Source organism: Chroococcidiopsis sp. TS-821, assembly GCF_002939305.1.
GTDB lineage: Bacteria > Cyanobacteriota > Cyanobacteriia > Cyanobacteriales > Chroococcidiopsidaceae > Chroogloeocystis.
On the sequence record NZ_MVDI01000003.1, the window covers coordinates 228,455 to 252,680 of the forward strand.

Sequence of the window (24,226 nt, forward strand, 5' to 3'; positions counted from 1 at the left end):
ACAAAAAATGCTATCCTCCATTAGCAGTTTTTCTATATATTAAGCTTTAGCAAATTCACCTACCCCAGAACGAAGTTGACAAGTTTTCCAGGTACGACGATGACTTTTTTCACATCTTTACCTTCAATGTAGCGCTGAGCGGCTTCGGATTCGCGGGCGAATTTTTCCAACTCGGCTTTATCAGCTTGCGCAGGTACTTGTAATTCACCGCGTTTTTTGCCATTAATTTGGACGACTAAAGTAATTTCGTCGGCGACTAACGCTGATTCGTCGTACTTCAACCAAGGTTGAGTGTGAATTGATTCAGTATTGCCTAAGATGTGCCACAACTCCTCAGTAATGTGAGGTGCAAAAGGTGCTAGCAATATCAATAAGGTTTGAATACCCTCGGCATAAATTGCTGAGTCTTTGCACGGTGCATCAGCAAGCGCGTTACTCAACTTCATTAACTCAGAAACAGCAGTATTAAATTGATATCCGCCTTCTAAGTCTTCCGTTACAGCTTTGATTGCAGTATGAATTGCGCGTCGGAGTTCTTTTTCGGGTTTGGTTAATGCTGCTTGCTGACTCACAACGGATGGCTGATTGCTGTAATCGGTGACTAAACGCCATACACGATTTAAAAAGCGGAATTGTCCTTCAACGTCAGCATCTTCCCACTCTAAGTCTTTTTCTGGCGGTGCTTTAAACAAGATAAACATCCGTGCAGTATCCGCACCATATTTGGCTAAGACTTCTTCAGGATCGATACCGTTGTATTTAGATTTAGACATTTTTTCGTAGAAAACTTGCAACGGTTCGCCTGTTTCGGGATCTCTCGGATCGTTAGGATCGACTTGTGCAGGCGGAATGTATTTGCCTGTTAAAGGGTTTTTATAGGTTATGCCTTGCACCATTCCTTGTGTTAACAGGCGTTGGAAGGGTTCGTCAAAGTTCAAAAAGCCGCGATCGCGCAACACTTTAGTAAAAAATCGCGAGTACAATAAGTGTAAAATCGCGTGTTCGATACCACCTACGTACTGATCGACAGGCATCCAGTCATTCGTTTTTGCAGAGTCAAACGCCTGTTGGTCGTTTTTGGCATCAGGATAGCGCAAGTAATACCACGACGAGTCAATAAACGTATCCATCGTGTCAGTTTCTCGCTTGGCTGGCGTTCCACAAGTTGGACAAGGGACATTTACCCAGTCTTCTAATTGTGCCAAAGGCGAACCACCACGACCTGTGAATTCCACTTCTTCAGGCAATTCTACAGGTAAATCCTCATCAGGAACAGGAACTATGCCGCAGTTAGGGCAATGAATCACGGGAATGGGTGCGCCCCAGTAGCGTTGTCGCGAAATTAACCAATCGCGCAGGCGATATTGAACTCGCGCATTACCAAAACCATGCTTCTCGGCATACTTGACGATCGCTTCTTTTGCTTCTGTCGAAATCATGCCATCAAATTCACCCGAATTTACAACAATGCCCGTTTCTACATAAGCTGTCGTTAAAGGTGCTGATGCATCGCCGTTTTCGGGAATAATTACAACTTTGATCGATAGATTGTTTTGTTGGGCAAATTGGAAATCACGCGCGTCGTGGGCGGGGACTCCCATAACTGCACCTGTACCGTATTCGTATAAAACGTAATCTGCGATCCAAATCGGAATTTCTTCTTGTGTAAATGGATTAATTGCTTTCCCACCTGTGGGAATTCCTCGTTTGGGTTTATCTTCAGCAGTACGTTCTAGTTCGCTTTGGTTTACAACCTCTTGGACAAATGCTTCTACTGAGGTTTGTCGATCGGCTGTGGTAACGCGCTTTGTCAAGGGATGTTCGGGTGCTAAGACGACATAAGTAACGCCGTAAACCGTGTCAGGGCGTGTTGTGTAAACGCCAATTTTTTCATCTGAACCGACAATGGGAAACTCTAAGTAGGCACCGATTGATTTACCAATCCAGTTCGCTTGCATTAACTTGACGCGATCGGGCCATCCTGGTAGTTTATCTAGATCGTTGAGTAGTTCTTCCGCGTAGTCGGTGATTTTCAAGAACCACTGACGCAACAATTTGCGTTCGACTTTGGCACCACTGCGCCACGATCGCCCTTCACTGTCTACTTGTTCGTTTGCAAGCACCGTTTGATCGATCGGATCCCAGTTGACGGCGGCTTCTTTTTGGTACGCAAGTCCGGCTTTCAGGAATTGCAAGAAGATCCACTGCGTCCATTTATAATACTCCGGAGAACACGTCGCGATTTCGCGATCCCAATCGATGGATAAACCTAAGCGTTGCAGTTGCGATCGCATCTGCGCAATGTTTTGATACGTCCACTTCGCAGGCGGAATTCCACGCTCGATTGCTGCGTTTTCTGCAGGTAAACCAAACGCGTCCCAACCCATAGGATGTAACACCCGATAGCCTTGCATTCGCTTTAAGCGAGCGATGACATCTGTGATCGCATAGTTGCGGACGTGACCCATGTGCAGGCTACCTGATGGATAGGGAAACATCGATAGCGCATAAAATTTTGGCTTAGCACTATCTGTCTGAGTTTGGTCTAAACCAAGTTCTGCCCAAGTTTGTTGCCACTTTTCCTCGATTGCTGCGGGGTTGTAACGCGACTCCACGAAAGTCACTCCTGATTTTGTCTCTGTCACCATATTTTAAATGGTTATCGCGGTAAATAAAGGGTTTTGTTTGCCACTGTCGTCCGCAAACTCAACATGAAAAATCACATCACTTTTGTCTGACTTTTTCTCTCCCCAATCTTCACTCACTTTTTTTAAAATTTGGCATAGTTGTTATGACAAGTATCAAATTTTGATATAAATCATACTTTCACTGGTGACAACACGTAATTTTATGGGTGATAATACGTAAGTGATAGATTCATATATTACTCAGATTATGGAGATTGCGCATTTCTAATAGTTAGAATTTAGGGAGATGATAGACAAAAAAGATTATTCTACAAAATAAGAGTAAAAATAATGATTTTAATGCTGAATATTTATTGATAATTTAAAGCTCAAGTACAAGATAAAATTTAAAAAAAATAATATAGATTGAATACATAGACTTTGAAAAAATTAAAAAATCATTTATCACAAAATAGACTTGAATGCGCCCATTATCTTTTATTCCTGGAGTTCCAAACATTTAAATTGAGCAGATAAATAGCATCATGCATCCTTCAATTTTGACCGTTGGCAAGAAAGATTTTTTTGCCAAGCTGCCACCCCAGATTCGTTATGGAACAGATTTTACTATAGAGTTGGCTGTTGATGCGAGCGAAGCACAAAACTGGATTGAGGTTAGACCGCCTGATATTCTCATGGTTCAGGCTGGCTTGGAACAAGGTCTAAACCTTTGCCGCTGGCTCAAGCAGCAAGCATCACTATCTTGGATATACTGTATTCTGATCGAAGATCGCGCTCAACTGATTGCCGAAAAAAAGCGTGCGGATTGGGATTGGGAACTCGATACAACTGCCACAGCATTAGAAGAAGCTGCAGATGCTTACGTATGGTTACCAGATAATAATAGCAATTTAGAAGATAGTACGCGCCTGGTCGCGCGTCTTTTACTTGCGCATATTCAAGTTGGTTTGCGGAAAGTCAAAAAGTATCGCGATCTCCTTCAAACAAACAAGGTATTATCAACAATTGCCTTTATCGATCCATTAACAGAACTCAATAATCGAAGAGCATTAGAAAGCAATTTAGTTCGCCAAATTCGTACTAGCCGGAACTACGAAATACCGCTAAGTGCTTTGATGCTGGATATTGATTATTTTAAAGTAGTCAATGATACATATGGACATTTAATAGGCGATCGCATTCTCAAGCTACTGAGTTCGCGGTTACGGTACAACTTGCGATCGCAAGATATTCCCTTTCGCTATGGTGGTGAAGAATTTGTCATTCTTTTGCACAACACTAGCTGTCAAGAGGCGCTAGTTGTTGCTCGTCGATTGCAGCAGATTGTCAGCGGACAAATGTTTGTCATTGATAACACCTTGTCGATTCCGATTACAATCAGCATTGGTACAAGTTGCCTGAGAGCATCCGACGATTCTGAAGGCGTACAGTTGTTAGCCCGTGCTGACGAATATTTATTACAAGCCAAAGCTGCTGGCAGAAACTGTATTATGAATTGTAGTGAATAGTAGCTAGTGGTTAGTTTTCAGGCTTGAGTTAACTTCTATATTGTTGTCGTATCATCTCCAGCTAAATAACCGAAACATCAGTATCGTTACACTGTTATTAGTAGTTAGTTGTATTGATTTAGAACATTAGCCGAATTCTATTAGTTCCTAGACACTAGCCACCTTTCTCGTTTACTGAGCATTTTTGTTATCATTCAACCGGATTTAATGTAACAGTTAACGAATCAATCAAATTACGACACTCAGCTACATCCAGGCGTTGTCGCATTGCGTTAATTAATGCTTCGTAGGCTGCCCAATTTTGTTGTAGTAAGTTACGTGCTTGTAGGCTACAAAACCGCTGTTTGAGTTCCACACTCGCCGCAGAAAATCCTAAGGAAGAAAGCACCGTATGAAGATGCTGGCGGTCGTCAGCGCCCCCCTCAGCGCGTTCGTAGACTAACGTTTCTGCCGCAACTCCTGCCATCCAAATGGTACAGTAACGATCCAACAATTGCGTGGAAATTGTGCCTTGTGCGAGCTGAGACGCGACTTCAGTATCGTCAAAGCTTACCCCGCCTTGTCCTGGGTGTTTCTGTTTTAAAGCTTCCCAAGCACTTAAGGCATAACCTGTCACGGGAATTCCCAAAAGATGCGCGACTAGAAAATGTCCAGCTTCATGACGAATGATGCGATCGCGGTGTTGGGGAGAAAAACTAGCGAACCAGTCTAATACTAAAGTACCTCCCTTGCCTTGTAAGCTGAAACTATCTAACGTGGCTAGCCCTAAGAGACTAAAAGTGGCGATCGCAGGAAGTGTAGGGGATAAGTTAAACATTGGTCCTAGCAACGCCGTCATTGTCATCAGAAATATGGCGATCGCCGTTAAATTAAGCGCAGTTTGACTCATATCTTCAAATTGTTTCTAATTGTAAAGAAGCTTAATTATTAGGTTATCTTGCACAGGCTTAGCGATCAAGAACACAGCACTAGAGCAAAGTTCTATTGAAGTAGCATAATTAATATTCGGCAATACTGGGAGCTTGCGACAATGGTTAATCCACCTCCAGTCCTAAGCACCGTTCCTACTGACACCTGGGTAGTAGCAGATTGGGAAGACATTCTGACATTTGCAGACGATCCAACTTTGGTAAGCGGGAGGTTTTACTACGATGAAGGCTGCATGAGAATTGAGATGTCCCCCATAGGTTCTGCCCATAGTCAAGATAATTCGATTGTTTCTACAGTTCTTGTTTTATATGCAGCAATTCGAAATATTGCTATTAAAGAACTAACAAATCCTAATCTGAGAAAAGCCAGATTGCAGGAAGCCCAGCCGGATATCGCGTACTACGTTGGCAAAAACTTGCGATTTCCACCGCGTAATAACGCACCTGTAAACTTAAGCGAACTCGATCCGCCGACGCTAGTTGTCGAAGTTGCAGCTTCTTTAGAAGACGATACCACCCGCAAACAAAAGCTTTATCAACGCATGGGCGTGCAAGAATACTGGGTTGTGGATGTCAACGCAAGTAAAGTTATTGCCAGTTATTTAACACCAACACAAAGTCAACTCATTCGCGAATCACAAGTACTACCCGGATTAGACATTAATTTAGTAGAAGAAGCGCCAAAACGCGCTCAAAACGAAGACGATGGAACAATTAGTCGCTGGTTAATCGCCACGCTAACTCAGCAGTAATCTGAGCGCGAGTTCCTCACAATTTCCTCAAGTTGTTTTCCTATAATTAAGGCTGTAGGAAAGAGAAGCAGATTCAGGTCGCATCTCCACAAAAGCTTCTCGCAGTCACTAAGCTTGATAAGAGGAAGTTGATTAATGTTGCAGACTACGGTTGCTCAAACTACTGGCAAGCAAGCTTTAGTATTGGACTTAGATACAGTTAGCCTAGCCGATCTTGGCTTAGTTGGTGGCAAAAACGCTTCCCTGGGAGAAATGATTCAACAGCTCTCTACCCAAGGAGTGAACGTTCCTGGTGGCTTTGCTACCACCGCAACAGCTTATCGTTACTTTATTGAGTCGGCTGGGTTAGAAGCAGAATTACGCCAGTTGTTTGCCGATCTCGATATCGAAGATGTGAACCAACTGCGACAAAAAGGTAGACAAGCGCGTTCATTAATTTTGCAAACGCCATTTCCCGACGAACTAGAAAACGCGATCGCTGCTGCTTATGATAAGCTGTGTCAGCGTTATGGTTTTGATACAGATGTTGCCGTGCGTTCGAGTGCGACTGCTGAAGATTTACCCGACGCAAGTTTTGCCGGACAACAAGAAACTTATCTCAACGTTCACGGATTAGCCGCAGTTCTCGACGCCTGTCATCGATGCTTTGCTTCGCTTTTTACCGATCGCGCGATTTCTTATCGACAAATCAAAGGATTTAGCCACTTGGATATTGCGCTGTCTGTCGGCGTGCAAAAAATGGTGCGCTCTGACTTAGCGTCTTCAGGAGTCATGTTCTCGATTGATACCGAATCGGGTTTCAAAGATGCAGTTCTGATCACCGCCGCTTACGGTTTGGGGGAAAATGTCGTGCAAGGCATGGTGAACCCTGATGAATACTTGGTGTTTAAACCAACCTTACAAACTGGTTTTCGCCCAATTTTAGAAAAGCGTCTGGGGACGAAAGAACTGAAACTTGTGTACGACGTTGGCGGTTCTAAGCAAACGAAAAACGTTCCTGTACCGCTTGACGATCGAATGCAATTTGCACTAAATGATGACGAAGTTCTCCAACTCGCGCGGTGGGCTTGCTTGATTGAAAATCATTATTCCCAAGTGCGGGGAACCTTCACGCCCATGGACATCGAGTGGGCAAAAGACGGTATCTCAGGAGAAATGTTTATTGTCCAAGCACGTCCTGAAACGGTGCAGTCGCAAAAACATCAGAATTTATTAAAAAGTTACGCACTGAAAGAACGCAGTCAAGTTCTCGTCACAGGGCGTAGTATCGGCGAAGCGATTGGGCAAGGAAAAGTCCGCGTCATTCTAGATGTTCACAAACTCGATCAGTTCAAAGCTGGAGAGGTTTTGGTAACGTATAAAACCGATCCTGACTGGGAACCAATCATGAAAAAAGCAAGTGCGATCGTCACCAACCAAGGCGGACGCACGTGTCATGCGGCAATTATTGCCCGCGAGTTAGGAATTCCGGCGATCGTCGGTACGGGGAATGCAATTAGCGTACTCAAATCTGGTCAAGAAGTCACGGTTTCGTGTGCCGAAGGTGAAGAGGGTAAAGTTTATCAAGGCATACTTCCTTACGAAGTTCAGGAAGTGACACTAGAAGATTTACCGCGTACCCGCACGCAAATTACGATCAACTTGGGGAATCCGGCGGAAGCTTTTGGTGTCGCGGCGATTCCGAATGATGGAGTCGGGTTAGCACGCTTAGAGTTTATCATTGCGAACCACATCAAGGTGCATCCATTGGCGTTGGTTCACTTTGACAAACTGCCAGAAGATGCAATTAAAGATGAAATTGCGACGTTAACTTACCAATACGAACACAAGCCACAATACTTTGTGGATAAGTTAGCGCAAGGCGTGGCAACAATTGCAGCGGCTTTTTATCCAAAACCTGTCATCGTAAGACTATCAGACTTTAAGAGTAACGAATACGCCAATCTCCTTGGCGGACGTGACTTTGAACCGCAAGAAGAAAACCCAATGCTAGGGTGGCGGGGTGCATCTCGATATTATAGCGATCGCTACCGCGAAGGCTTTGCTTTGGAGTGTCAAGCGATCGCGAAAGTCCGCGAGGAAATGGGCTTGACGAATGTCATCTTGATGATTCCGTTTTGTCGCACTCCTGAGGAAGGACGCAAAGTTTTAGCCGAAATGGCAAAACACGGCTTGATCCGCGGTGAAAATGGTTTACAAGTTTACGTTATGTGCGAACTTCCCAGCAATGTCCTGTTAGCCGAGGAATTTAGCCAAGTTTTTGATGGATTTTCGATTGGTTCTAACGATCTAACGCAACTTGCCTTAGGTTTAGACCGCGATTCAGCGATGGTTGCAGATTTATTTGACGAACGCAACGATGCAGTGAAAAAATTAGTGCAAATGGCGATTGCTGCTGCTAAAAAACACAATCGCAAAATTGGCATCTGCGGTCAAGCCCCCAGCGATTACCCAGAATTTGCTCGCTTTTTAGTCGAACAAGGAATCGATTCAATTAGCCTTAATCCCGATTCGGTACTGAAAACTCTATTGCAAGTCGCTGAAGTAGAAGGAATAGTCAAATCCTAAAATTCCAATAATTACCCATTACTAAATTTCTTTGAGGCACTTTTCTATGTATACCAGAATTCTTGTTGCACTCGATCGTTCTCCCATGAGCGAGCAAGTTTTTCAACAAGCGATTGACTTGGCTAAAGCAACGAATGCAAATGTGATGCTACTACACGTTCTGTCTCCAGATGAAGAAGGTAGTCCAGATACTTCCATGATGCGTGAAGAATACTTTCCTGGTCTAAGTAGTGAAATCGCACAGCTGTATCGTCAGCAATGGCAGGAGTTTGAAGAACAAGGAATTAAGATGTTGCGCGATCGCTGCAAAGATGCAACTAACGCGGGTGTCAAGGCTGAATTCAAACAGATATTTGGTACTCCTAGTCGTACCATTTGTGAATTTGCACGCGAGTGGGGTGCTGATTTGATTGTTCTGGGGCGGCGCGGTCATTCTGGTCTTAAAGAATTGTTTCTCGGTAGTGTCAGTAATTATGTACTGCACCACGCTCCTGCGTCAGTTTTGACGATTCAATCTCGTGGTAAGGATATTCCAGCTAGTCAAAAACAACGAGCTGAAGTTGTGTCCTAAATTTCAAAACTGCTGCTAGTGACCTACTAGCGCAGTTATTTTTTACAACACATTTGCAACACTGAGGTGTAGCTATGCCGCAGTGTAGAACACAAATAAAAAAGGAGGCAATCAACTCTGTTCGTTACTGAGATTCCAGATTGTTTCAACAACAGTAACGCAATCTGTGACTGTTTCTAATTACGCATTATCTATTGCCCAAGTTAGGTATAGAAAAGAAAATGGTTCACTTTAGCAGAAAGCGAAGATTACTATACCGACGCTTTTTACAAACTTTGTTGTGGTTACTACTACTAGGAATCTGGACAACGATTATCTTCCTAGGTTTAGGAACTTTTATATCACAACCAGTCTTAGCAGAGATTAATCGAATTGAAGCTCCAGGAGAAATACTCTATCGATCGCAGCAGAGATTACAAGATTCTTCTGGAAATTCTTGGCAGGTCATTTTATTTAAGCAAGTTCAATCAGGACAAGCACCTTTAGTAAATTTAAGATTGGTAGGATTTCCTGGAGTTGCTGAATTAATTCATCCACACCCACTGCAAATCACAACGTCTACTGGGGAAATTTTAACGGCAAATGATGTTTTTCTAGTTGAAGCACCTGCACCAACAATCGGTCAATATGATGTAAAAAATATTTTGCCGCAATTACCTGCAGAATCGCTGCAACTCAGTTTACCTTTAGCAGGCGATCGCTCGATCGATATTTCTGTACCGCAATTTGTCGTACAGGAATGGCAGGAAGTTGCTGCTGCTAAGGCATAAGCGTTTAGGGTGCACGAGCAAAAACACCGGAGAAATTAATTATGATTCTGATACGTGGAAAGTGGCGTACTGCTAGCGTAGGATTTCTCTGCACCTTATTATTACTTGTCTTCTTGGCTACTCCAGTTTGGTCATTGGTCAGTCGCAGCGGCGATCAAATCATTATTGGCGCGAATGAAGTTATTGCCGATGACCTGTATGTTGCTGGTAGAACAATTACAATCAATGGTACAGTAAACGGCGATCTTGTGGCAGTTGGTCGTTTAATTACAATCAATGGTACAGTGCAAGGCGATCTCTTGGCGGCTGCTCAAGCCGTTGTTGTGAATGGCACTATCAATGATGATTTGCGAGTTGTTAGTCAAGTTACACAGCTTGGTTCGAATGCGCGAGTTGGTGATGACGCGGTTGCTGCTGGGATGAGTTTTGAAAGTTTAGCTGAAAGTACTGTTGCAGGCGATCTAGCCTTTACCGGATGGCAAGCGCTGCTAGCTGGTAATGTTGGGCGAAACGTGACAGGCAGTATGGCAGCATTAGAATTACGTAGTAACGTTGGTGGTAATGTTAATGTCATCACAGGCGCTGAAGGTGACGCGCCAGAAGCTTATCCGCCTTTTTTCCCGCAACCACCAGTTCCCATTCCTCAACTTCGTGCGGGTTTGACGGTAGCAGATTCAGTGCAAATTAGTGGCAATTTGACATATAGATCGCCTGGAGTTGCTACTATTAGCCAGCAAGCACAAATCGCTGGTGGTGTATTGCGCGAAGAGTTACCCGAAGACGAAACAGCAGCACCAGCTCCAGTCACAACAATTGCCCAGCAGTTGCAGTACTTTATTGCTTTAGTATTGGTAGGATGGCTTTTATTTAAGTTCGTACCAAATTGGATTCAAAGCTTAGCAGCGATCGCCTCTTCTAAACCACTACCCAGTTTAGGGTGGGGAATTGTAACTTTTTTAGCGGTGGGAATCATCGCAATTGCGATCGCTTTTGTGACGTTTGTTCTTACAGCCTTATCTGCAATTACATTACCTGTGCTGATTTTCCCAGTTTTGGGTTTGGGAACACTCGCCAATCTGACGCTGATTTTTGGGTTTCTCCTATTTGTAATGTTTGTACCGCAAATTGTTGTTAGTCTACTTGGCGGGCGGTGGCTAATCCACAAACTGCAACCAAGCACATCATCAAATCGTTTCGTTTCCCTCGCGATCGGCTTATTGATATTTGTACTTTTAACGGCAATTCCCGTCTTAGGTGGACTACTGCATTTGATAACAATCTTTCTGGGCTTGGGTGCGTTATGGATTTGGATACGTAACAACCGCGATCGCGCGCCAACCGAACCGCAGTTGGCAGCAGTATAAATTCTGCTGGCATAGTAAACCCGCTCGCGACCGAGGATTAGAACAGATGTACTACTAAGCAAAAGCGACCGCAGATGTCTTGAAGAGCCGTAGAGTCTAACCCATCTGCTTGAGAGCTGTTTGAGCTTCCTGCGCTACAGCTTCGACTTCATCGTTTACCATCTCTTTTAGTATGGACTGCGCTTGCGCTCCACCCAATTTTCCTAAAGCTTGGGCAGCACGGTAGCGTACTTGCCAATCTGCGTTGGATACATGAGGTGCTAGAAGTTCTACAGCGCGTGCGTCTTTTAAGTCGCCTAACGAACTAATTGCTGCAGTTTTTACTAAGTCAATATCTGAATTGAGTGCTTCTTGAAGCAAGTCAAACGACCGCGGATCGCCTAATTCGCCTAATGTAGCAACAATACTAAACTTAATCAGCCACTCGCTGGTGCTGTGATATAGTTGGGCTAAATCAGGATACGCCTCAGTTAATTTTAAAGCACCGATGCAATCGGCAGCAGCAGCTTGAACATCAGGTTCAGGATCGTTAATTAAGCGATCGCGCAACAAATCTAGCGTCACTTGCAAATTTTGTCCGCCCAAAGTATCCATTTGGCTCACTGCCGAATAACGAACGCGTGCATTACGATCTTGAACAGCATTTTGCACCAATTCAAAAGCAAGTGCAGTGTCTTCAAGTTCCCGAATTTGGTTTACCGCCCGCAAGCGTTCTCCCAAATCCTCAGAACTCAGCATTTGTTTAACAGTTTCAGGTGTCATACTCATTTAATTATTCCAAATTGAGATGGGTCAGGGAGCAGAGAGTGGGAGATGGAAAGACGCGGGAATAGCTGAGAAATCTTATGATAATTATTCACTTATCACTAGCTAACAGTCACTAATCACGCTTAATCCTTAGTCATCTGCTGCCATTGCCCGTACTACATCGCCACGCGTGAGAATGCCAATCACTTTACCTTCAGTATCAATGACAGGTAAGCGACGAACTTCGCGATCGTGCATTAACTTGGCAGCCTCTCTTAAAGACTTATCAGGGGAAATCGTCACTGGATCGCTACTCATCACTTCCCCGACGGTTTGTCCTAGCGCCTTGTGCAAGTCGCGCTCGTATTTGGCAGGATTTTGTAAGTAAATCACACTATCAAGAATCATGATATATGCAGGCGGAGTGACACCCGTTTCCTGCCACATCAAGTCTGTTTCAGAGATAATGCCTACCAATTTGCCTTCATCGTTAATCACGGGCAAACCGCTGATGCGTTTCTCTGCTAAAATCTGAATCGCTTCCTTTAACGGTGTTTCTGGGCGCACGACAATTGGATCGCGGCTCATCACCTCGGCAACAGTCTTAGGCATTTAATTACAGCTATCTACAATTCAAGTCCTCTGGGATCATTGTATAAAATTCAGGTTCTTAACCTGCACAGGTTCATGGTTTGTAACTAGGAGGAAGGAGTGGTTAGTGACTAGTTTTGAGTTAAAACCACTCATAATTTTCTTCTACACCTGAGCCCTGTTATTATTTCTCTAGTTCAATTTGATCTGAATTACTCAATCGAAGGGAATTTCGCAGAAGGCTTGGAGCAGTTTAATGCAGTTGGCGATCGCCCCTAAATGCGCAATTTCATAACCGTGGGTGTTTTGTGTGGGGAATGCTAAACACGCCGCACGGGCAACATGACCAAATTTCATGGCGATCGAAGCATCACTACCAAAACCGCTCAATGTTGCAAGTTGTACTGGCATTTCTAGCTTGCGTGCTACTTTTCTGAGTTGCCCGTTGAGCATTTCATCGTAAATCCCGTATCCATCTTGAGAGAGAATTACGGGTGCTTCTCCCGATTCAATTGGGTATTCCGGCGCCAGAGGACAAATTTCTAACGCGATCAAAGCATCCAAATGCTGTTTTTGACTAAAATACAGTGCGCCGATTGCGCCCACTTCTTCTTTTGCCGAAGCCACAAGATAAGTATCAACAAAGGGCTGTTTTACCTGTTCGGCTAATGCCAGTAAAATTGCGACAGAGGCTTTATTATCCAACGTGTAACTCGCAATATGATCTTTTAATCGTACTGGACGCTTGCGATGTTTGCCGACGACTACCCGCGTTCCTGGGCGAATTCCCGCAGCTTCAAGTTCTTCTGGCGTACACTTTGTCTCAATCCAAGCGTTTTCCCACTTGAGTGGAGTATTTTCTTGCAATTCTTTTTGCGGCGACTCGTGCGATACGTGACGCGAACCAAAGCTCAAAATCCCGCTGATTGTTTCGTTGTCGCCGAGTAAATCGACAACGCCTTCACCATAAATCCAAGGAAAAGAACCTCCTAGCTTGCGGACTTCGACTTTGCCCGTATCGCCCACCGTTTTGACTATTGCACCGATTTCGTCTTTGTGGGCGGTAATGGCAATAGATCGACTCGCATCTTGTCCGGGAAGCTTCGCAATTATATTATCCGCGCGATCGCGCCATACTTCTACTTGAAGCGCAGCAAATCTTTGCAGTAATAATTGGTTAATCTCAGCTTCAGCACCACTCGGCGAATGATGCATTACTAATTCTTCAATCAAGTTAAATATTTCGTCGTACATGCGTAAGAGATTTGGGGAACGAATGACTAGCCTGTAGCCCCTAGTTACATTACACGTCAAAATCTTCTGTTGGCATTGATACCATCACAGGGACTTGATACAGTGGCACAGTAAATGTCACGGTTGAGCCGAGTCCTTCGCCCATACTGTAGAAGTTAACCGTACCGCCCATTGCTTCTACTAACTTTTGCGAAATTGTCAGTCCTAAACCCGTACCGCCGTATTGTCGCGTCCGCGAGCCATCTACTTGACTAAACGATTGAAAGAGTTTGTCTTGTTTGTCGAGCGAAACACCAATTCCTGTATCCGCAACGCGGACTTTCACTAACCCTGGAAATTCCTGATTTTGGAAGGTAAATTTCTTCCGGACAACATCAGCACTAATTGTAATTCCGCCTTCGTGCGTAAATTTTAGCGCATTGCTGACTAAATTGAGTAGCACCTGCTTGAGCCTTTGATAGTTACCGTGCAGAATGATTTCATCTGAGGTATCCGGCATGTAGATGTGAAAGCTTAAGTTTTTCTGTTCTGCTTGGGTGCGAGTAAATTCTTCTACAGCAACAAAGAGTTCGTCAAGCTTGACAGGACCTAGTTCTAGTTCCATTTTGCCCGCTTCTATTTTGGCAATGTCCAAAATATCATTGATAATATCGAGCAAATGAATCGCCGAAGAATAGGCTTCTTGAATAAATTCTTGCTGCTCTTGGGGGTCGTCTGCCATGCCCTCCAAAATTAATTTTAAGAAGCCGATCATGCCGTTAAGTGGCGTGCGGATCTCGTGCGAAGTATTTGCGAGAAATTCGCTTTTAAGTCGCGAGGCTTCTTCAGCTTGTTGGCGCGCAAGTTCGAGTTCTTTATAAAGTGTCGCGTGGGCGATCGCAGTACCAATTTGATCTGCGACTTCTCCCACAAGTTCTATGTCAGTGACACTCCACTGTTGCGGGCAGTCTTGGTTTGGTTGAGTCCTGTCATAGACTAAACTAATCAACCCGTTAGGTTGATCTTGATAACAGGTAGCAACAATCAGTTGTACCTGCTGAGAATGCGTGTATGGGTTAGTTTTCTCGATGACAATTGGTTGTAGCGTTGCGAGTGCTTGGCAAAAGCTTGGTTCTTGCGCGATTGCCAATTCTAACCCTAGCATCGAAGGAATCGGCTTTGAAGTGTATTCTGCAACCGCGCGGAGATAACCTGGTTCTGGCAAGTACGAATAAATAACGCATTGCGTTGCGCCTAAGGCTTTACCTAAGCTATCAACTGCTTGCTGCCAAATAATATCTAAATCTAACGTCCGACGGATGTTACGGGCAATTTGCGTTAACTGTTTTTTGAGATTGGAGGATGCTGCTATCGAGTGATTTGCGGTTGTTACAGCTTGTCCTTGCCACGATCGCCCGATAACCAAAACTGTATCTGTTCGATGGCTAGCTGTTAGTACTGGCACAATAATAATGTCTAACAACAATCGTTTCTCGGCACAGCGAAACCAACACTGATACTGTTGGGGACTTGCACTCTGGATAACTTTTCGAAGCTTTTCGCGATACTCCTTTTGTTCGACTGGACCAAACACTCCGTCGAGCGTCGTTCCTACTATTTGCTCGTTGGTAATTCCATTTTCCTTTGCCTGTTGCCAATCAAAAGCTAAGTAACAACCGTCTGCATTTTGTATAAAAGCTAACTCTGCACCTATAATTGCTAGCGAAGTAGGCATCGTGTCGAGCAAGTCTAAGCTTTGCTCTGATAGTGGCAGTTGAGAATGATTAACGTTAACATTCATTATAGGCTGAGGTATACAAGTAGCAAGCAATATAGCTAGACTAATAGTTGTTTCGAGTTTGGCACAATTTTATAAAATTTAGGAAACTTTAATAGCCAGGGTGAAAAAGATGACTGGCAAAAGACATAAGACTACTCTTGCCATGTGCTAAGTCGATTGGTGTTAGGCAACGTTAATCGTTCCATTCACCACGTGGTGGCACGGGGGTACGTCTGAAAGTACGGCTAAGCTCGTCGTCGCGTTGCGTTTCGCCGCGCAACCACTGTCGAATTGCTGCCTCGATTACTTTGCTGGGATCGTTTGTTAAGTGTTGAATTTGCTCAACTAATTCTGAATCCAAGTGAACGGCAATTTCTACTTTGTCAGTTAAACTCTCTGGGTCAATGGCATTCTCATTCATAAGCACTAAAAAAGACTATATTGGAAAAAAGTTTACCAGCGATGGCTTTGCGAATTTCAATCAATTTAATTTGTCAGATTTCAAGGAAGATACATCTGCTATTGTCTATTGTACGCCCCCAAATAAGCAATACTAAAAAGATCTACTCATGCTTGAGACTCATTTTCCGATGGCTCCAGTTTTGTGGCAGGAGCAAAAAGTTGTTGGCAGCGTAGGGCTTTGCCCTTCTTAGAGGTGGAGCGAGTGTTTGGTTGTTACTAGTTGTGACTTTTGTGCGCGCGCTTGCGTCAAAACTCTTGCGCTCCCGCATCGCCCTTACCCAATCGCAGCGCCTTAGCTCAAAAAAGTTTAAAATGCGTTAAAGATTCCTATTTCTTAACAATATTGCTTGCTGCTAGAACAAAAAATATGACTGACGTCCCCGCAGAGCGCATTCGTAATTTCTCTATTATTGCTCACATCGACCACGGAAAATCAACACTTGCCGATCGCTTGCTGCAAACCACTGGTACAGTAGAAGTCCGGCAAATGAAAGAGCAGTTTCTCGACAACATGGACTTGGAACGGGAGCGCGGCATTACAATTAAGTTGCAGGCGGCTCGGATGAACTACAAAGCACAAGATGGTCAAAATTATGTTTTAAACTTAATTGACACTCCCGGACACGTTGACTTTTCCTATGAAGTGTCGCGGAGTTTAGCTGCGTGCGAAGGTGCGTTGCTTGTCGTCGATGCTTCGCAAGGAGTCGAAGCACAAACTTTAGCGAATGTTTATCTAGCACTAGAGCACAATCTAGAAATTATCCCTGTGTTGAATAAAATCGATTTACCAGGAGCCGAACCAAACCGAGTTGCTGGGGAAATTGAAGAAATTATTGGACTTGATTGTAGTGGGGCAATTCTGGCTTCGGCGAAAGAAGGCATTGGTATTGATGAAATCTTAGAGGCAATTGTTCAGCGCGTCCCGCCACCAAGAAATACTGTTAACGATCCCTTACGCGCGTTGATTTTTGACAGCTACTACGACAGTTACCGAGGTGTTATTGTTTATTTCCGCGTGATGGATGGTACGGTCAAAAAAGGCGATCGCATTCGTCTGATGGCATCAGGGAAAGAATACGAAATTGACGAGTTGGGCGTTCTTTCTCCGAATCAAAAACAAGTAGACGAACTTCACGCAGGAGAAGTAGGCTATCTCGCCGCTGCCATTAAAGCGGTAGCAGACGCACGGGTAGGTGACACAATTACCTTAGCCACACAACCAGCTGCAGAACCATTACCAGGTTATACCGAGGCTAAACCAATGGTATTTTGTGGCATGTTTCCCATCGACGCCGATCAGTTTGAAGATTTGCGCGATGCATTGGAGAAGCTGAAACTGAACGACGCAGCTTTGAATTTTGAACCCGAAACGTCGAGCGCCATGGGTTTTGGCTTCCGTTGCGGCTTTTTAGGATTACTGCACATGGAAATTGTGCAAGAACGCTTAGAGCGCGAGTACGATCTCGATTTGATTATTACCGCCCCTTCTGTGGTTTACCGCGTTACAACAACTAAGGGTGAGGTTTTGTATATTGATAACCCCAGTACGCTACCCGCGCCCAACGAACGCGAAAAAATTGAAGAACCGTACGTTCAAGTAGACATGATTACACCAGAAACCTATGTCGGAACTTTGATGGAATTGTGTCAGAATCGGCGCGGTGTTTTTAAAGATATGAAGTATTTGACACAAGGGCGCACAACATTAACGTATGAGTTACCACTTGCTGAAGTTGTCACTGACTTTTTCGATCAAATGAAGTCGCGATCGCGCGGATATGCCAGCATGGAGTATCAACTGATCGGCTACCGCGAAAACCCACTCGTCAAACTCGATATCTTGATTAATGGCGATCCTGTCGATTCCCTGGCGATGATTGTGCATCGCGATAAAGCCTACAATGTAGGACGAGCAATGGCAGAAAAGCTCAAAGAACTCATTCCCCGCCATCAATTTAAAGTTCCGATTCAGGCAGCGATTGGTAGTAAAGTGATTGCTAGCGAACACATCCCAGCTTTGCGTAAAGACGTGTTAGCGAAGTGCTACGGTGGTGATATCAGCCGGAAGAAAAAGCTCCTACAAAAGCAGGCTAAAGGTAAAAAGCGCATGAAAGCTGTAGGAACTGTGGATGTCCCGCAAGAGGCGTTTATGGCAGTGCTACGGTTGGATCAAGCCTAAGCATTAGCAGTCACTAACAACTCGCTACTTTTTCGGGAGCATTTTAAATAGCAGTGTCGTCGGTTCTTGGATTTCTCAAAGACAGAAATGCGATCGCACAACAAGCCACTACTTTGTTGCTCTGCTGGAGAGCCATCATGACAAGTGCAACTTCATTAAATACTGATATCGACTACCCCGATTCTGATGGCAAGCCGATGGCTGAAAGCGATTACCAACGTCCCTATGTGGCATATGCTACTGAGTCACGCAGAAGCCGAAGCAGCTCGACAAGCGGCACAAAATAAAGCAGAACGGTTAGCTGCCAAGTTACGAGAACTGGGAGTTGATCCCGACTTGGTATAACACCGTTTCGCTTAAAAGTTGATGCATGTGGGCAGCTTCAGGAGCAGAGGACGCAGAGGAGAAATGACTTGTAGTTTTTATTTAGTGAAATGGTATAATCTATATCCGCGCTAGTAGAAGGAACAGTATGGTTGCCATGCTGCCAAAATCCTATCTTCAGAAAACGTCTATTCCTGTTTATTCAAGACTACCGATGTAAGGTTTGATCTCATCAAATCTTCCCTCAACGACAACTCTACCTTCAGCCAGGACAATAATATTGTCAGCACGAGAAAGAACAGCAGGACGGTGGGAAACTGCAAGACAAGTGGGTTGCCATGTGGATTCTGCTATTTTATCTTGTGTACTTGCAGCAAAGAGACGCGACCAGACAAGTTGTTCAGTTTCAATATCAAGCGCGCTAGAAAGATCGTCAAAGACGAGCAATTCTGGTTGATGAACAAACATCCGCGCTGCTGCTGCGCGTTGTAACTGTCCTCCCGAAAGCCGCATTCCTTTGGTGCCAATTACAGTTTCTAGCCCCTCAGGCATGGTAGCAAGATCGCGGTCAAAAGCAGCAAGAGCGATCGCTTGCTCGATGTTTCCTTGTTGCAATCCCAGCGTAATATTTTCTTGAAGAGTACCGCTAAATAACTGCGGAACTTGTGGCGTATAGGCACTGCGAGGAGGTACAAAGAAATTAGCAGGATCTGTCACTTCCTTTCCATTCCAATATATTGTGCCAGCTTGTTTAGGTAATAACCCAAGTAGGACACGTAGTAGTGTTGTTTTGCCAGAGCCAATGCGACCTGTAATGACAGTAATGTTACCGCGTTGTAGTGTTAAGTTTATATCAACAATTCCCCGATTGCTACCAGGGTAGAAATATGTTAAGTTAACTGCCTGCAACTTATTAAGATAACTCTGTTCATCGCGGTAAGGTTGTACAACTAATGGTAGCTTAGGCTTTTTTCCCCAAAGATTATCTAAATACAATGGTTGAGGTGCAACGAGATTAGTTGCAGCAAGTACGCCATCGTCTTGTACCAATGAACCCATGCGTTCAAAAGATACTTTAGTCTGCTTGGATAGTGCGAGAAAACCTCCCAAGGAACTGATAAACTCAGTTACAAATGACAAATAGTAAACAAACAGCGCAAAGTCTCCTACACTGATTTCGATTGCACTTCTTGATAATGCACTTACTAGCAAGATTAACCCTGTGCCGACGCTAACAAGATTCTGTAAAATTGAATTCAGGATCGCGGTAAACACTTGATCCTGCACCATTAATCGCTGCCGTTGTTGATTAAGTTGCCGAAACCGCGTTAGTACAGGTTGTTCTGCACCAGCAACTTGAATTGCTTGTACGGAATTAAAAATTTCACCAATTAAGCCTGTCACGTTTTGCGTCGCTTGACGACTCGCACGACGATAGCGTTTGATGCGGGTTTCAGCACGTTGAATGACGATCGCGATCGCAACTAATGGCAGAAATACAAATAAAGTCAACCACACATTGACGCTGAAAAGGATCGCCAACGCAACAAACGCAAAGACTCCTTCGCCTAAAATTTCATTTGTACCAACGACGTTATCTTCAACTTGGGTAGCATCTTCGCGAAAATAACTCAATACTTCTCCAGGAGATACTGTATCAATATCTGCTGTACTTAAAGGTTGTGCGCCTGGGCGTTGTAGCAATTGTGATAAAAGATTGTGACGTAGCAGCGAACTCATCGTAAACCGATGCTGAGTTTTGGTCACGCGACCTGAAAAAATTGCGAGAATTCTTGCTAACCCTGTTGCTAATAAGAAGGCAATAAGTGTTTGCGGAGATACGTTGAGTTGTGAGTTATTAGTGAGAGTATTAAAGAACTCGCGGATAAGTAAGCCTGGAATCGCAGGTAATCCCATGATAAATAGCCACAGGATGGTGTCGGCTGAATAAAGTCTTGGCGCATACAGAATCATCCGCCAAAGAAGTTGCCAAATAGAAACAGAGTTTTTCATTCAGATAAGGACGGGGCGATCGCCATACTTCACATCTTTGTAACTATGTTGCCAACTTGTGTAAATGAGAAGATTTCTTATTAAGCATTTCAGTATGGTAATATGAAATAACATTATCGGAATTTACACCAAAAAATCAGTTGTTCCTGCTTTTAATAATTGGGAGAAACGAGAATGCGGGTTATTGAGCAAGCTTTGGCGATCGCCGTACTCTAGTATGCGTCCTCGATCTAAAATCAAAATTTGATCGGCGCGTTGTACCGTTTGTAAGCGATGGGCAATAATAATTCCTGTGCAGCGGTTGAGTAATCTATCGATAGCTTGTTCAATTAAGTGTTCAGTGACAGGATCGAGGCGTGAAGATGCTTCATCAAGAATGACTAAACCAGGGTTTTTGAGAAAAACGCGGGCGAAAGTTAAAAGTTGTGCTTGTCCAGCAGAAAGTCCACCGCTATTAGAATCAAGCTGAGTGTCGAGTTCTTCAGGAAGCGATCGCAACCAAGTTCCGAGTCCTAACATTTCTAAGGTCTGCTGAATTTGGACATCAGAAATTGTGGAATCAAAAAAGGTCAGATTATCACGCACACTCGCTTGAAAGAGTTGCACATCTTGCGTAACTAAACCAACACGTTGTCGCAGTGTTGTGAGTGGGGTTTGGGCGATCGCCACATCTCCTAAACGAATGCAGCCTAATTGCGCGTCATAAAACCTTAGTAACAATCGCGCTAATGTGGTTTTACCACTACCTGTACGACCTAACAAACCTAAAACTTGACCCGCAGGAAGATAAAACGAGATGTCTTGAAGTGTCCATTCTTGAGGCGTAAGGTAATTTGAAGCTGTTTGCTGCACTAATTCGTAAGAGAACCAAATTTGTTCGCAAGATACTGATAGCGCACCTTGGGGAAGAATGCGATCGCCTCCTGTACTTAAACGCGACTGTACTTGTAAGATTTCGCGGATGCGGTGAATACTCGCTTCGACTTGTTGCAATTCTTCGAGTTCTTCGCGGATGCGCTCGATAGGTTGATTGAGTAAGTTAGTGTAGTGAAAAATCAGGTAAGCACTGCCAATAGTAATCGCGTTTTGATTCCAAAGGTACGCACTTACTGCAAGGGCGATCGCATTTCCAACTGTGAATAAACCAACAGAAGTTGACCAAAGTATCGTACTTGTCAACCGAGCTTTTTGGTAAACTGGCAACCAGCGTTGCAAAATTTGATGAAAACGCCGCATTACGTAGCTAACAGCACCATTCGCCCGAATATCTTCTCTTCCGACTAAGTGTTCTCCAATAAAGCCAAAAAATTCCGCACTGACTTGTAAATAAGTTGTCCAAGGTGCTACCGCAAAAGAATGTAAACTCAGTAATATCGTTAAGGCAAAGAGCGAAAATAGCGTTAAGCTAAATCCTGCTAACTCATTCTCGAAAAACAGCGCAACTAAAATACCTACTAAGAGGATGGCATTACCTAATGTATGAATTGCTAATTGCGAAAAGAAGCGCGATAAAACGTTGACATCACCATCTACTCTTTCTAATAGTTCGCCCGATGTACGTGATTTATAAAACGATAAATCTAATTGAATGCAGTGTTCTACAATATCTGCTCTAAGTGCATTAGTTGCAGTCCACGCAACGTTTTCGCCTAAATAGGTTGCAACAACCGATAATATCTGTGTTAAGAATGCAGCACCAATGAAAAGTAGCGCTGCAACAAATAAAACTTGCCCAGATGCGCCAGCAATTGAAGTATCAATAAAATATCCTAGAATTTGCGGACTCAGAACTTGTAAGCCAATACTTGTCAGCAATGCAACTGCAAACAGCGTAACGCGTCCTTGCTGCGGCTTTAAATAGCCACCTAGTAGCTTGGTATACAGTTTAATAGGAACATTCATACTAATTTAAAAATTATAATCTTAGTGGTAATTGGTGATTGGTAATAGATAAGATTTACTACTAAGTAAGCAGTTGCTAGTTATTGAGTTCTCTAGTTAGTTATTTCTAGTTAATCGTTAAGTTATATATCAATCAATCAAATTTTGCTGAAGGTCGGTTCTGTAACAATTCCTATACAAAACTTCCCTAAATTTAGCGCAATAGAAGCTTAAAGTAATTAGCATCATCATTACTATTACCCATTACCAATTACCTATTACCAGTTCCTCATAAAGACATACTTTTCAGCTACTTTCCAATAACGAGAAAAACGCTTGAGGTCAATATAGCCGTCATAATCTAAGAATGGTTCAACAGCTAGTACTTCTAATGACATCGAGTTTTCAATTCGATCGCAAATCGTATTAAAGCGCGGGCTAGGACTTTCTGCGGTGACAACAAGGTTAGCACTGTGTTCTTGCGCGAACGCCATAACTTCGGTTGCGACATCTCCTCGCCGGATAGTAACAGGTAATTCGAGTAAGCACTCGTAAATAAAAGTTATGCGCTTAAGGCTTAATTGCCATTCTGCAATCAGTGCATCATCCCAAACCCAAATTGCTGGTGCATCTGGGTAAGCTTTTAGTGCAGGATTGTATGGGCTGAGACAATCACCGTGTACCCAAATAATCGGTTTATTCATGCAAATTCTAAAAGAGTATTTGTAGTAGCTAGAAAATTATGCCATTAGCTGCTATTGAATAGATGATGCTTGAAAACGTATTTTTTTTGCTCTAGTAGACGAGAAGTTCGCTACATTTACTTCGATCCTGATGAAAAGCTCGTTTAGGAATATTATTCTTGGGGCGATCGCGTTTGTCTCCACCATTATCGTTGCAGTGATGGGGTATATTCTCGCAGGCTGGAGTTTGTTGGATGCAATTTATATGTCAGCTATCACCATTTTTGGTGTAGGCTATGGCGAAGTACGCCCAATCACTTCACCCGCACTGCGAGTTTTTACAATCTTGGTAATAGTTGCAGGCTATACTTCTGTCGTCTTTATCGTCAGTGGTATCGTGCAGATGGTGACAGAAGGTGAAATTAATAAAGCGCTACACTCTCGACGCAGGGAACGCGAAATGGAAAAGCTACAGCAGCACGTCATCATTTGTGGTTTTGGGCGTATTGGGGAGATCTTGGCACGACGTTTAGTACGCGTCAATCAGCCTTTTGTCGTGATAGATAGTAATGGCGATCGCGTTGCGAAAGCCGAAGCCAAAGGTTATTTTGTCAAGCAAGGTAATGCAGCGGATGAGACCATATTACATGCCGTCGGAATTCAACGAGCAAAAGCTTTAGCAACTGTCCTTCCTGATGATGCGATTAATGTCTTTATCACGCTAACCGCCCGCGAACTTAACCCCAATTTACAAATCATTGCGCGTGGCGAGTTACCATCAACCGAGAAGAAACTTCGCCTAGCTGGTGCAGATCAAGTTGTTTTACCAGCGGCGATCGGTGCTGAGAGAATGGCACATATGATTACGCATCCTGCTGCAATGGACTTTTTAGAGCAAGATGACGGGCGCAATACTCTAAACGAACTGCTTGCAGAAATTGACGTACAAGTTGATGAATTGGCAATTCCCGCAGATTCACCTTTGGCAAATCAAACAGTAAGCGATATCGAAATTCGCGGAAAAGGTGCTTTTATTGTCGTCGCCTTGCGTAAAAACGACGGTACAATGATTATCCATCCCAAACACGAAATGTTACTCGAAGTTGGCGATACAGTAATTGTCATGGGACATCGCGGCGATATCCCCCAGTTTGCTAAGAATTACGTGTTAAGACGCGATATTAGATACCGAGGTTCGCGAAAATAGGAAGAGTGTAGCTTTT

At 43.8% G+C, this 24,226-nt stretch carries 19 protein-coding genes; 9 read left to right on the plus strand and 10 right to left on the minus strand.

Annotated features, from left to right (window positions below; genetic code table 11):
* Positions 1–59 precede the first annotated feature (59 nt).
* Complete coding sequence (gene leuS / locus B1A85_RS11410; RefSeq protein ID WP_104547034.1) at positions 60–2,648, minus strand: leucine--tRNA ligase; 2,589 nt, start codon at positions 2,646–2,648, stop codon at positions 60–62.
* Positions 2,649–3,172: 524 nt separating this feature from the next.
* Between leuS and B1A85_RS11415 the strand changes: the two genes are divergently transcribed.
* A complete protein-coding gene (locus B1A85_RS11415) occupies positions 3,173–4,156 on the plus strand; it encodes a GGDEF domain-containing protein (RefSeq protein WP_104547035.1) in 984 nt (327 codons plus the stop codon).
* A 190-nt stretch (positions 4,157–4,346) separates the two neighbouring features.
* Here B1A85_RS11415 and B1A85_RS11420 read toward each other — a convergent pair whose 3' ends face one another.
* The gene (locus tag B1A85_RS11420) at positions 4,347–5,045 is read right to left on the minus strand and encodes an ATP-dependent Zn protease (RefSeq protein WP_104547036.1); all 699 of its coding nucleotides are present in this window, start codon (positions 5,043–5,045) and stop codon (positions 4,347–4,349) included.
* Between the two features lie 141 nt (positions 5,046–5,186).
* On the opposite strand from B1A85_RS11420, the gene B1A85_RS11425 reads away from it, so the two are divergent.
* The 5 genes from B1A85_RS11425 to B1A85_RS11445 all read left to right on the plus strand — a co-directional run bounded on the left by B1A85_RS11425 (position 5,187) and on the right by B1A85_RS11445 (position 11,110).
* Complete coding sequence (locus tag B1A85_RS11425) at positions 5,187–5,837, plus strand: Uma2 family endonuclease (protein WP_104547037.1); 651 nt, start codon at positions 5,187–5,189, stop codon at positions 5,835–5,837.
* 135 nt (positions 5,838–5,972) lie between these two features.
* Positions 5,973–8,405 (plus strand): phosphoenolpyruvate synthase, encoded by a 2,433-nt coding sequence (gene ppsA, locus B1A85_RS11430; protein WP_104547038.1) that lies wholly within the window; start codon positions 5,973–5,975, stop codon positions 8,403–8,405.
* Between the two features lie 46 nt (positions 8,406–8,451).
* On the plus strand, positions 8,452–8,976 hold the full coding sequence (locus B1A85_RS11435) for a universal stress protein (protein WP_104547039.1): 525 nt from the start codon (positions 8,452–8,454) through the stop codon (positions 8,974–8,976).
* Positions 8,977–9,197: 221 nt separating this feature from the next.
* Positions 9,198–9,746 (plus strand): DUF3122 domain-containing protein, encoded by a 549-nt coding sequence (locus B1A85_RS11440; protein ID WP_104547040.1) that lies wholly within the window; start codon positions 9,198–9,200, stop codon positions 9,744–9,746.
* A gap of 41 nt (positions 9,747–9,787) precedes the next feature.
* Complete coding sequence (locus B1A85_RS11445; protein ID WP_104547041.1) at positions 9,788–11,110, plus strand: polymer-forming cytoskeletal protein; 1,323 nt, start codon at positions 9,788–9,790, stop codon at positions 11,108–11,110.
* 96 nt (positions 11,111–11,206) lie between these two features.
* On the opposite strand, the gene nblB is transcribed toward B1A85_RS11445, so the two are convergent.
* The 5 genes from nblB to B1A85_RS11470 form a co-directional block, all read right to left on the minus strand.
* Positions 11,207–11,878, minus strand: a complete 672-nt coding sequence (gene nblB / locus B1A85_RS11450; protein WP_104547042.1) for a phycobilisome degradation protein NblB — start codon at positions 11,876–11,878, stop codon at positions 11,207–11,209.
* A 129-nt stretch (positions 11,879–12,007) separates the two neighbouring features.
* A complete protein-coding gene (locus B1A85_RS11455; RefSeq protein ID WP_104547043.1) occupies positions 12,008–12,469 on the minus strand; it encodes a CBS domain-containing protein in 462 nt (153 codons plus the stop codon).
* A 195-nt stretch (positions 12,470–12,664) separates the two neighbouring features.
* A complete protein-coding gene (locus tag B1A85_RS11460) occupies positions 12,665–13,702 on the minus strand; it encodes a M42 family metallopeptidase (RefSeq protein WP_104547044.1) in 1,038 nt (345 codons plus the stop codon).
* 49 nt (positions 13,703–13,751) lie between these two features.
* A complete protein-coding gene (locus tag B1A85_RS11465; RefSeq protein WP_104547045.1) occupies positions 13,752–15,482 on the minus strand; it encodes an ATP-binding protein in 1,731 nt (576 codons plus the stop codon).
* 172 nt (positions 15,483–15,654) lie between these two features.
* Positions 15,655–15,882: a hypothetical protein gene (locus B1A85_RS11470; protein ID WP_104547046.1), complete on the minus strand. Its 228-nt coding sequence runs from the start codon at positions 15,880–15,882 to the stop codon at positions 15,655–15,657.
* Positions 15,883–16,290: 408 nt separating this feature from the next.
* Between B1A85_RS11470 and lepA the strand changes: the two genes are divergently transcribed.
* Both lepA and B1A85_RS23910 read left to right on the plus strand, forming a co-directional pair.
* Positions 16,291–18,102 (plus strand): translation elongation factor 4, encoded by a 1,812-nt coding sequence (gene lepA / locus B1A85_RS11475; protein ID WP_104547329.1) that lies wholly within the window; start codon positions 16,291–16,293, stop codon positions 18,100–18,102.
* A gap of 186 nt (positions 18,103–18,288) precedes the next feature.
* The gene (locus tag B1A85_RS23910; RefSeq protein WP_168192389.1) at positions 18,289–18,447 is read left to right on the plus strand and encodes a hypothetical protein; all 159 of its coding nucleotides are present in this window, start codon (positions 18,289–18,291) and stop codon (positions 18,445–18,447) included.
* 177 nt (positions 18,448–18,624) lie between these two features.
* Here the strand turns inward: B1A85_RS23910 and B1A85_RS11480 are convergent, their stop codons facing one another.
* From B1A85_RS11480 to B1A85_RS11490, 3 genes are all read right to left on the minus strand, one after another.
* On the minus strand, positions 18,625–20,439 hold the full coding sequence (locus B1A85_RS11480; RefSeq protein ID WP_104547047.1) for an ABC transporter ATP-binding protein: 1,815 nt from the start codon (positions 20,437–20,439) through the stop codon (positions 18,625–18,627).
* A 123-nt stretch (positions 20,440–20,562) separates the two neighbouring features.
* Positions 20,563–22,341: an ABC transporter ATP-binding protein gene (locus B1A85_RS11485; protein WP_104547048.1), complete on the minus strand. Its 1,779-nt coding sequence runs from the start codon at positions 22,339–22,341 to the stop codon at positions 20,563–20,565.
* 257 nt (positions 22,342–22,598) lie between these two features.
* Complete coding sequence (locus tag B1A85_RS11490; RefSeq protein ID WP_104547049.1) at positions 22,599–23,024, minus strand: hypothetical protein; 426 nt, start codon at positions 23,022–23,024, stop codon at positions 22,599–22,601.
* Between the two features lie 130 nt (positions 23,025–23,154).
* Here B1A85_RS11490 and B1A85_RS11495 point away from each other — a divergent pair, with 130 nt between their 5' ends.
* On the plus strand, positions 23,155–24,210 hold the full coding sequence (locus B1A85_RS11495; protein WP_104547050.1) for a TrkA family potassium uptake protein: 1,056 nt from the start codon (positions 23,155–23,157) through the stop codon (positions 24,208–24,210).
* Positions 24,211–24,226: the final 16 nt, after the last annotated feature.

What these genes read in the sequence shown, in the direction of transcription:
- leuS (WP_104547034.1), bottom strand. Translation starts at nt 2,648, where the DNA reads ATGGTGACAGAGACAAAATCAGGAGTGACTTTCGTGGAGTCGCGTTAC.
- B1A85_RS11415 (WP_104547035.1), top strand. Translation starts at nt 3,173, where the DNA reads ATGCATCCTTCAATTTTGACCGTTGGCAAGAAAGATTTTTTTGCCAAG.
- B1A85_RS11420 (WP_104547036.1), bottom strand. Translation starts at nt 5,045, where the DNA reads ATGAGTCAAACTGCGCTTAATTTAACGGCGATCGCCATATTTCTGATG.
- B1A85_RS11425 (WP_104547037.1), top strand. Translation starts at nt 5,187, where the DNA reads ATGGTTAATCCACCTCCAGTCCTAAGCACCGTTCCTACTGACACCTGG.
- ppsA (WP_104547038.1), top strand. Translation starts at nt 5,973, where the DNA reads ATGTTGCAGACTACGGTTGCTCAAACTACTGGCAAGCAAGCTTTAGTA.
- B1A85_RS11435 (WP_104547039.1), top strand. Translation starts at nt 8,452, where the DNA reads ATGTATACCAGAATTCTTGTTGCACTCGATCGTTCTCCCATGAGCGAG.
- B1A85_RS11440 (WP_104547040.1), top strand. Translation starts at nt 9,198, where the DNA reads ATGGTTCACTTTAGCAGAAAGCGAAGATTACTATACCGACGCTTTTTA.
- B1A85_RS11445 (WP_104547041.1), top strand. Translation starts at nt 9,788, where the DNA reads ATGATTCTGATACGTGGAAAGTGGCGTACTGCTAGCGTAGGATTTCTC.
- nblB (WP_104547042.1), bottom strand. Translation starts at nt 11,878, where the DNA reads ATGAGTATGACACCTGAAACTGTTAAACAAATGCTGAGTTCTGAGGAT.
- B1A85_RS11455 (WP_104547043.1), bottom strand. Translation starts at nt 12,469, where the DNA reads ATGCCTAAGACTGTTGCCGAGGTGATGAGCCGCGATCCAATTGTCGTG.
- B1A85_RS11460 (WP_104547044.1), bottom strand. Translation starts at nt 13,702, where the DNA reads ATGTACGACGAAATATTTAACTTGATTGAAGAATTAGTAATGCATCAT.
- B1A85_RS11465 (WP_104547045.1), bottom strand. Translation starts at nt 15,482, where the DNA reads ATGAATGTTAACGTTAATCATTCTCAACTGCCACTATCAGAGCAAAGC.
- B1A85_RS11470 (WP_104547046.1), bottom strand. Translation starts at nt 15,882, where the DNA reads ATGAATGAGAATGCCATTGACCCAGAGAGTTTAACTGACAAAGTAGAA.
- lepA (WP_104547329.1), top strand. Translation starts at nt 16,291, where the DNA reads ATGACTGACGTCCCCGCAGAGCGCATTCGTAATTTCTCTATTATTGCT.
- B1A85_RS23910 (WP_168192389.1), top strand. Translation starts at nt 18,289, where the DNA reads ATGGCAAGCCGATGGCTGAAAGCGATTACCAACGTCCCTATGTGGCAT.
- B1A85_RS11480 (WP_104547047.1), bottom strand. Translation starts at nt 20,439, where the DNA reads ATGAAAAACTCTGTTTCTATTTGGCAACTTCTTTGGCGGATGATTCTG.
- B1A85_RS11485 (WP_104547048.1), bottom strand. Translation starts at nt 22,341, where the DNA reads ATGAATGTTCCTATTAAACTGTATACCAAGCTACTAGGTGGCTATTTA.
- B1A85_RS11490 (WP_104547049.1), bottom strand. Translation starts at nt 23,024, where the DNA reads ATGAATAAACCGATTATTTGGGTACACGGTGATTGTCTCAGCCCATAC.
- B1A85_RS11495 (WP_104547050.1), top strand. Translation starts at nt 23,155, where the DNA reads ATGAAAAGCTCGTTTAGGAATATTATTCTTGGGGCGATCGCGTTTGTC.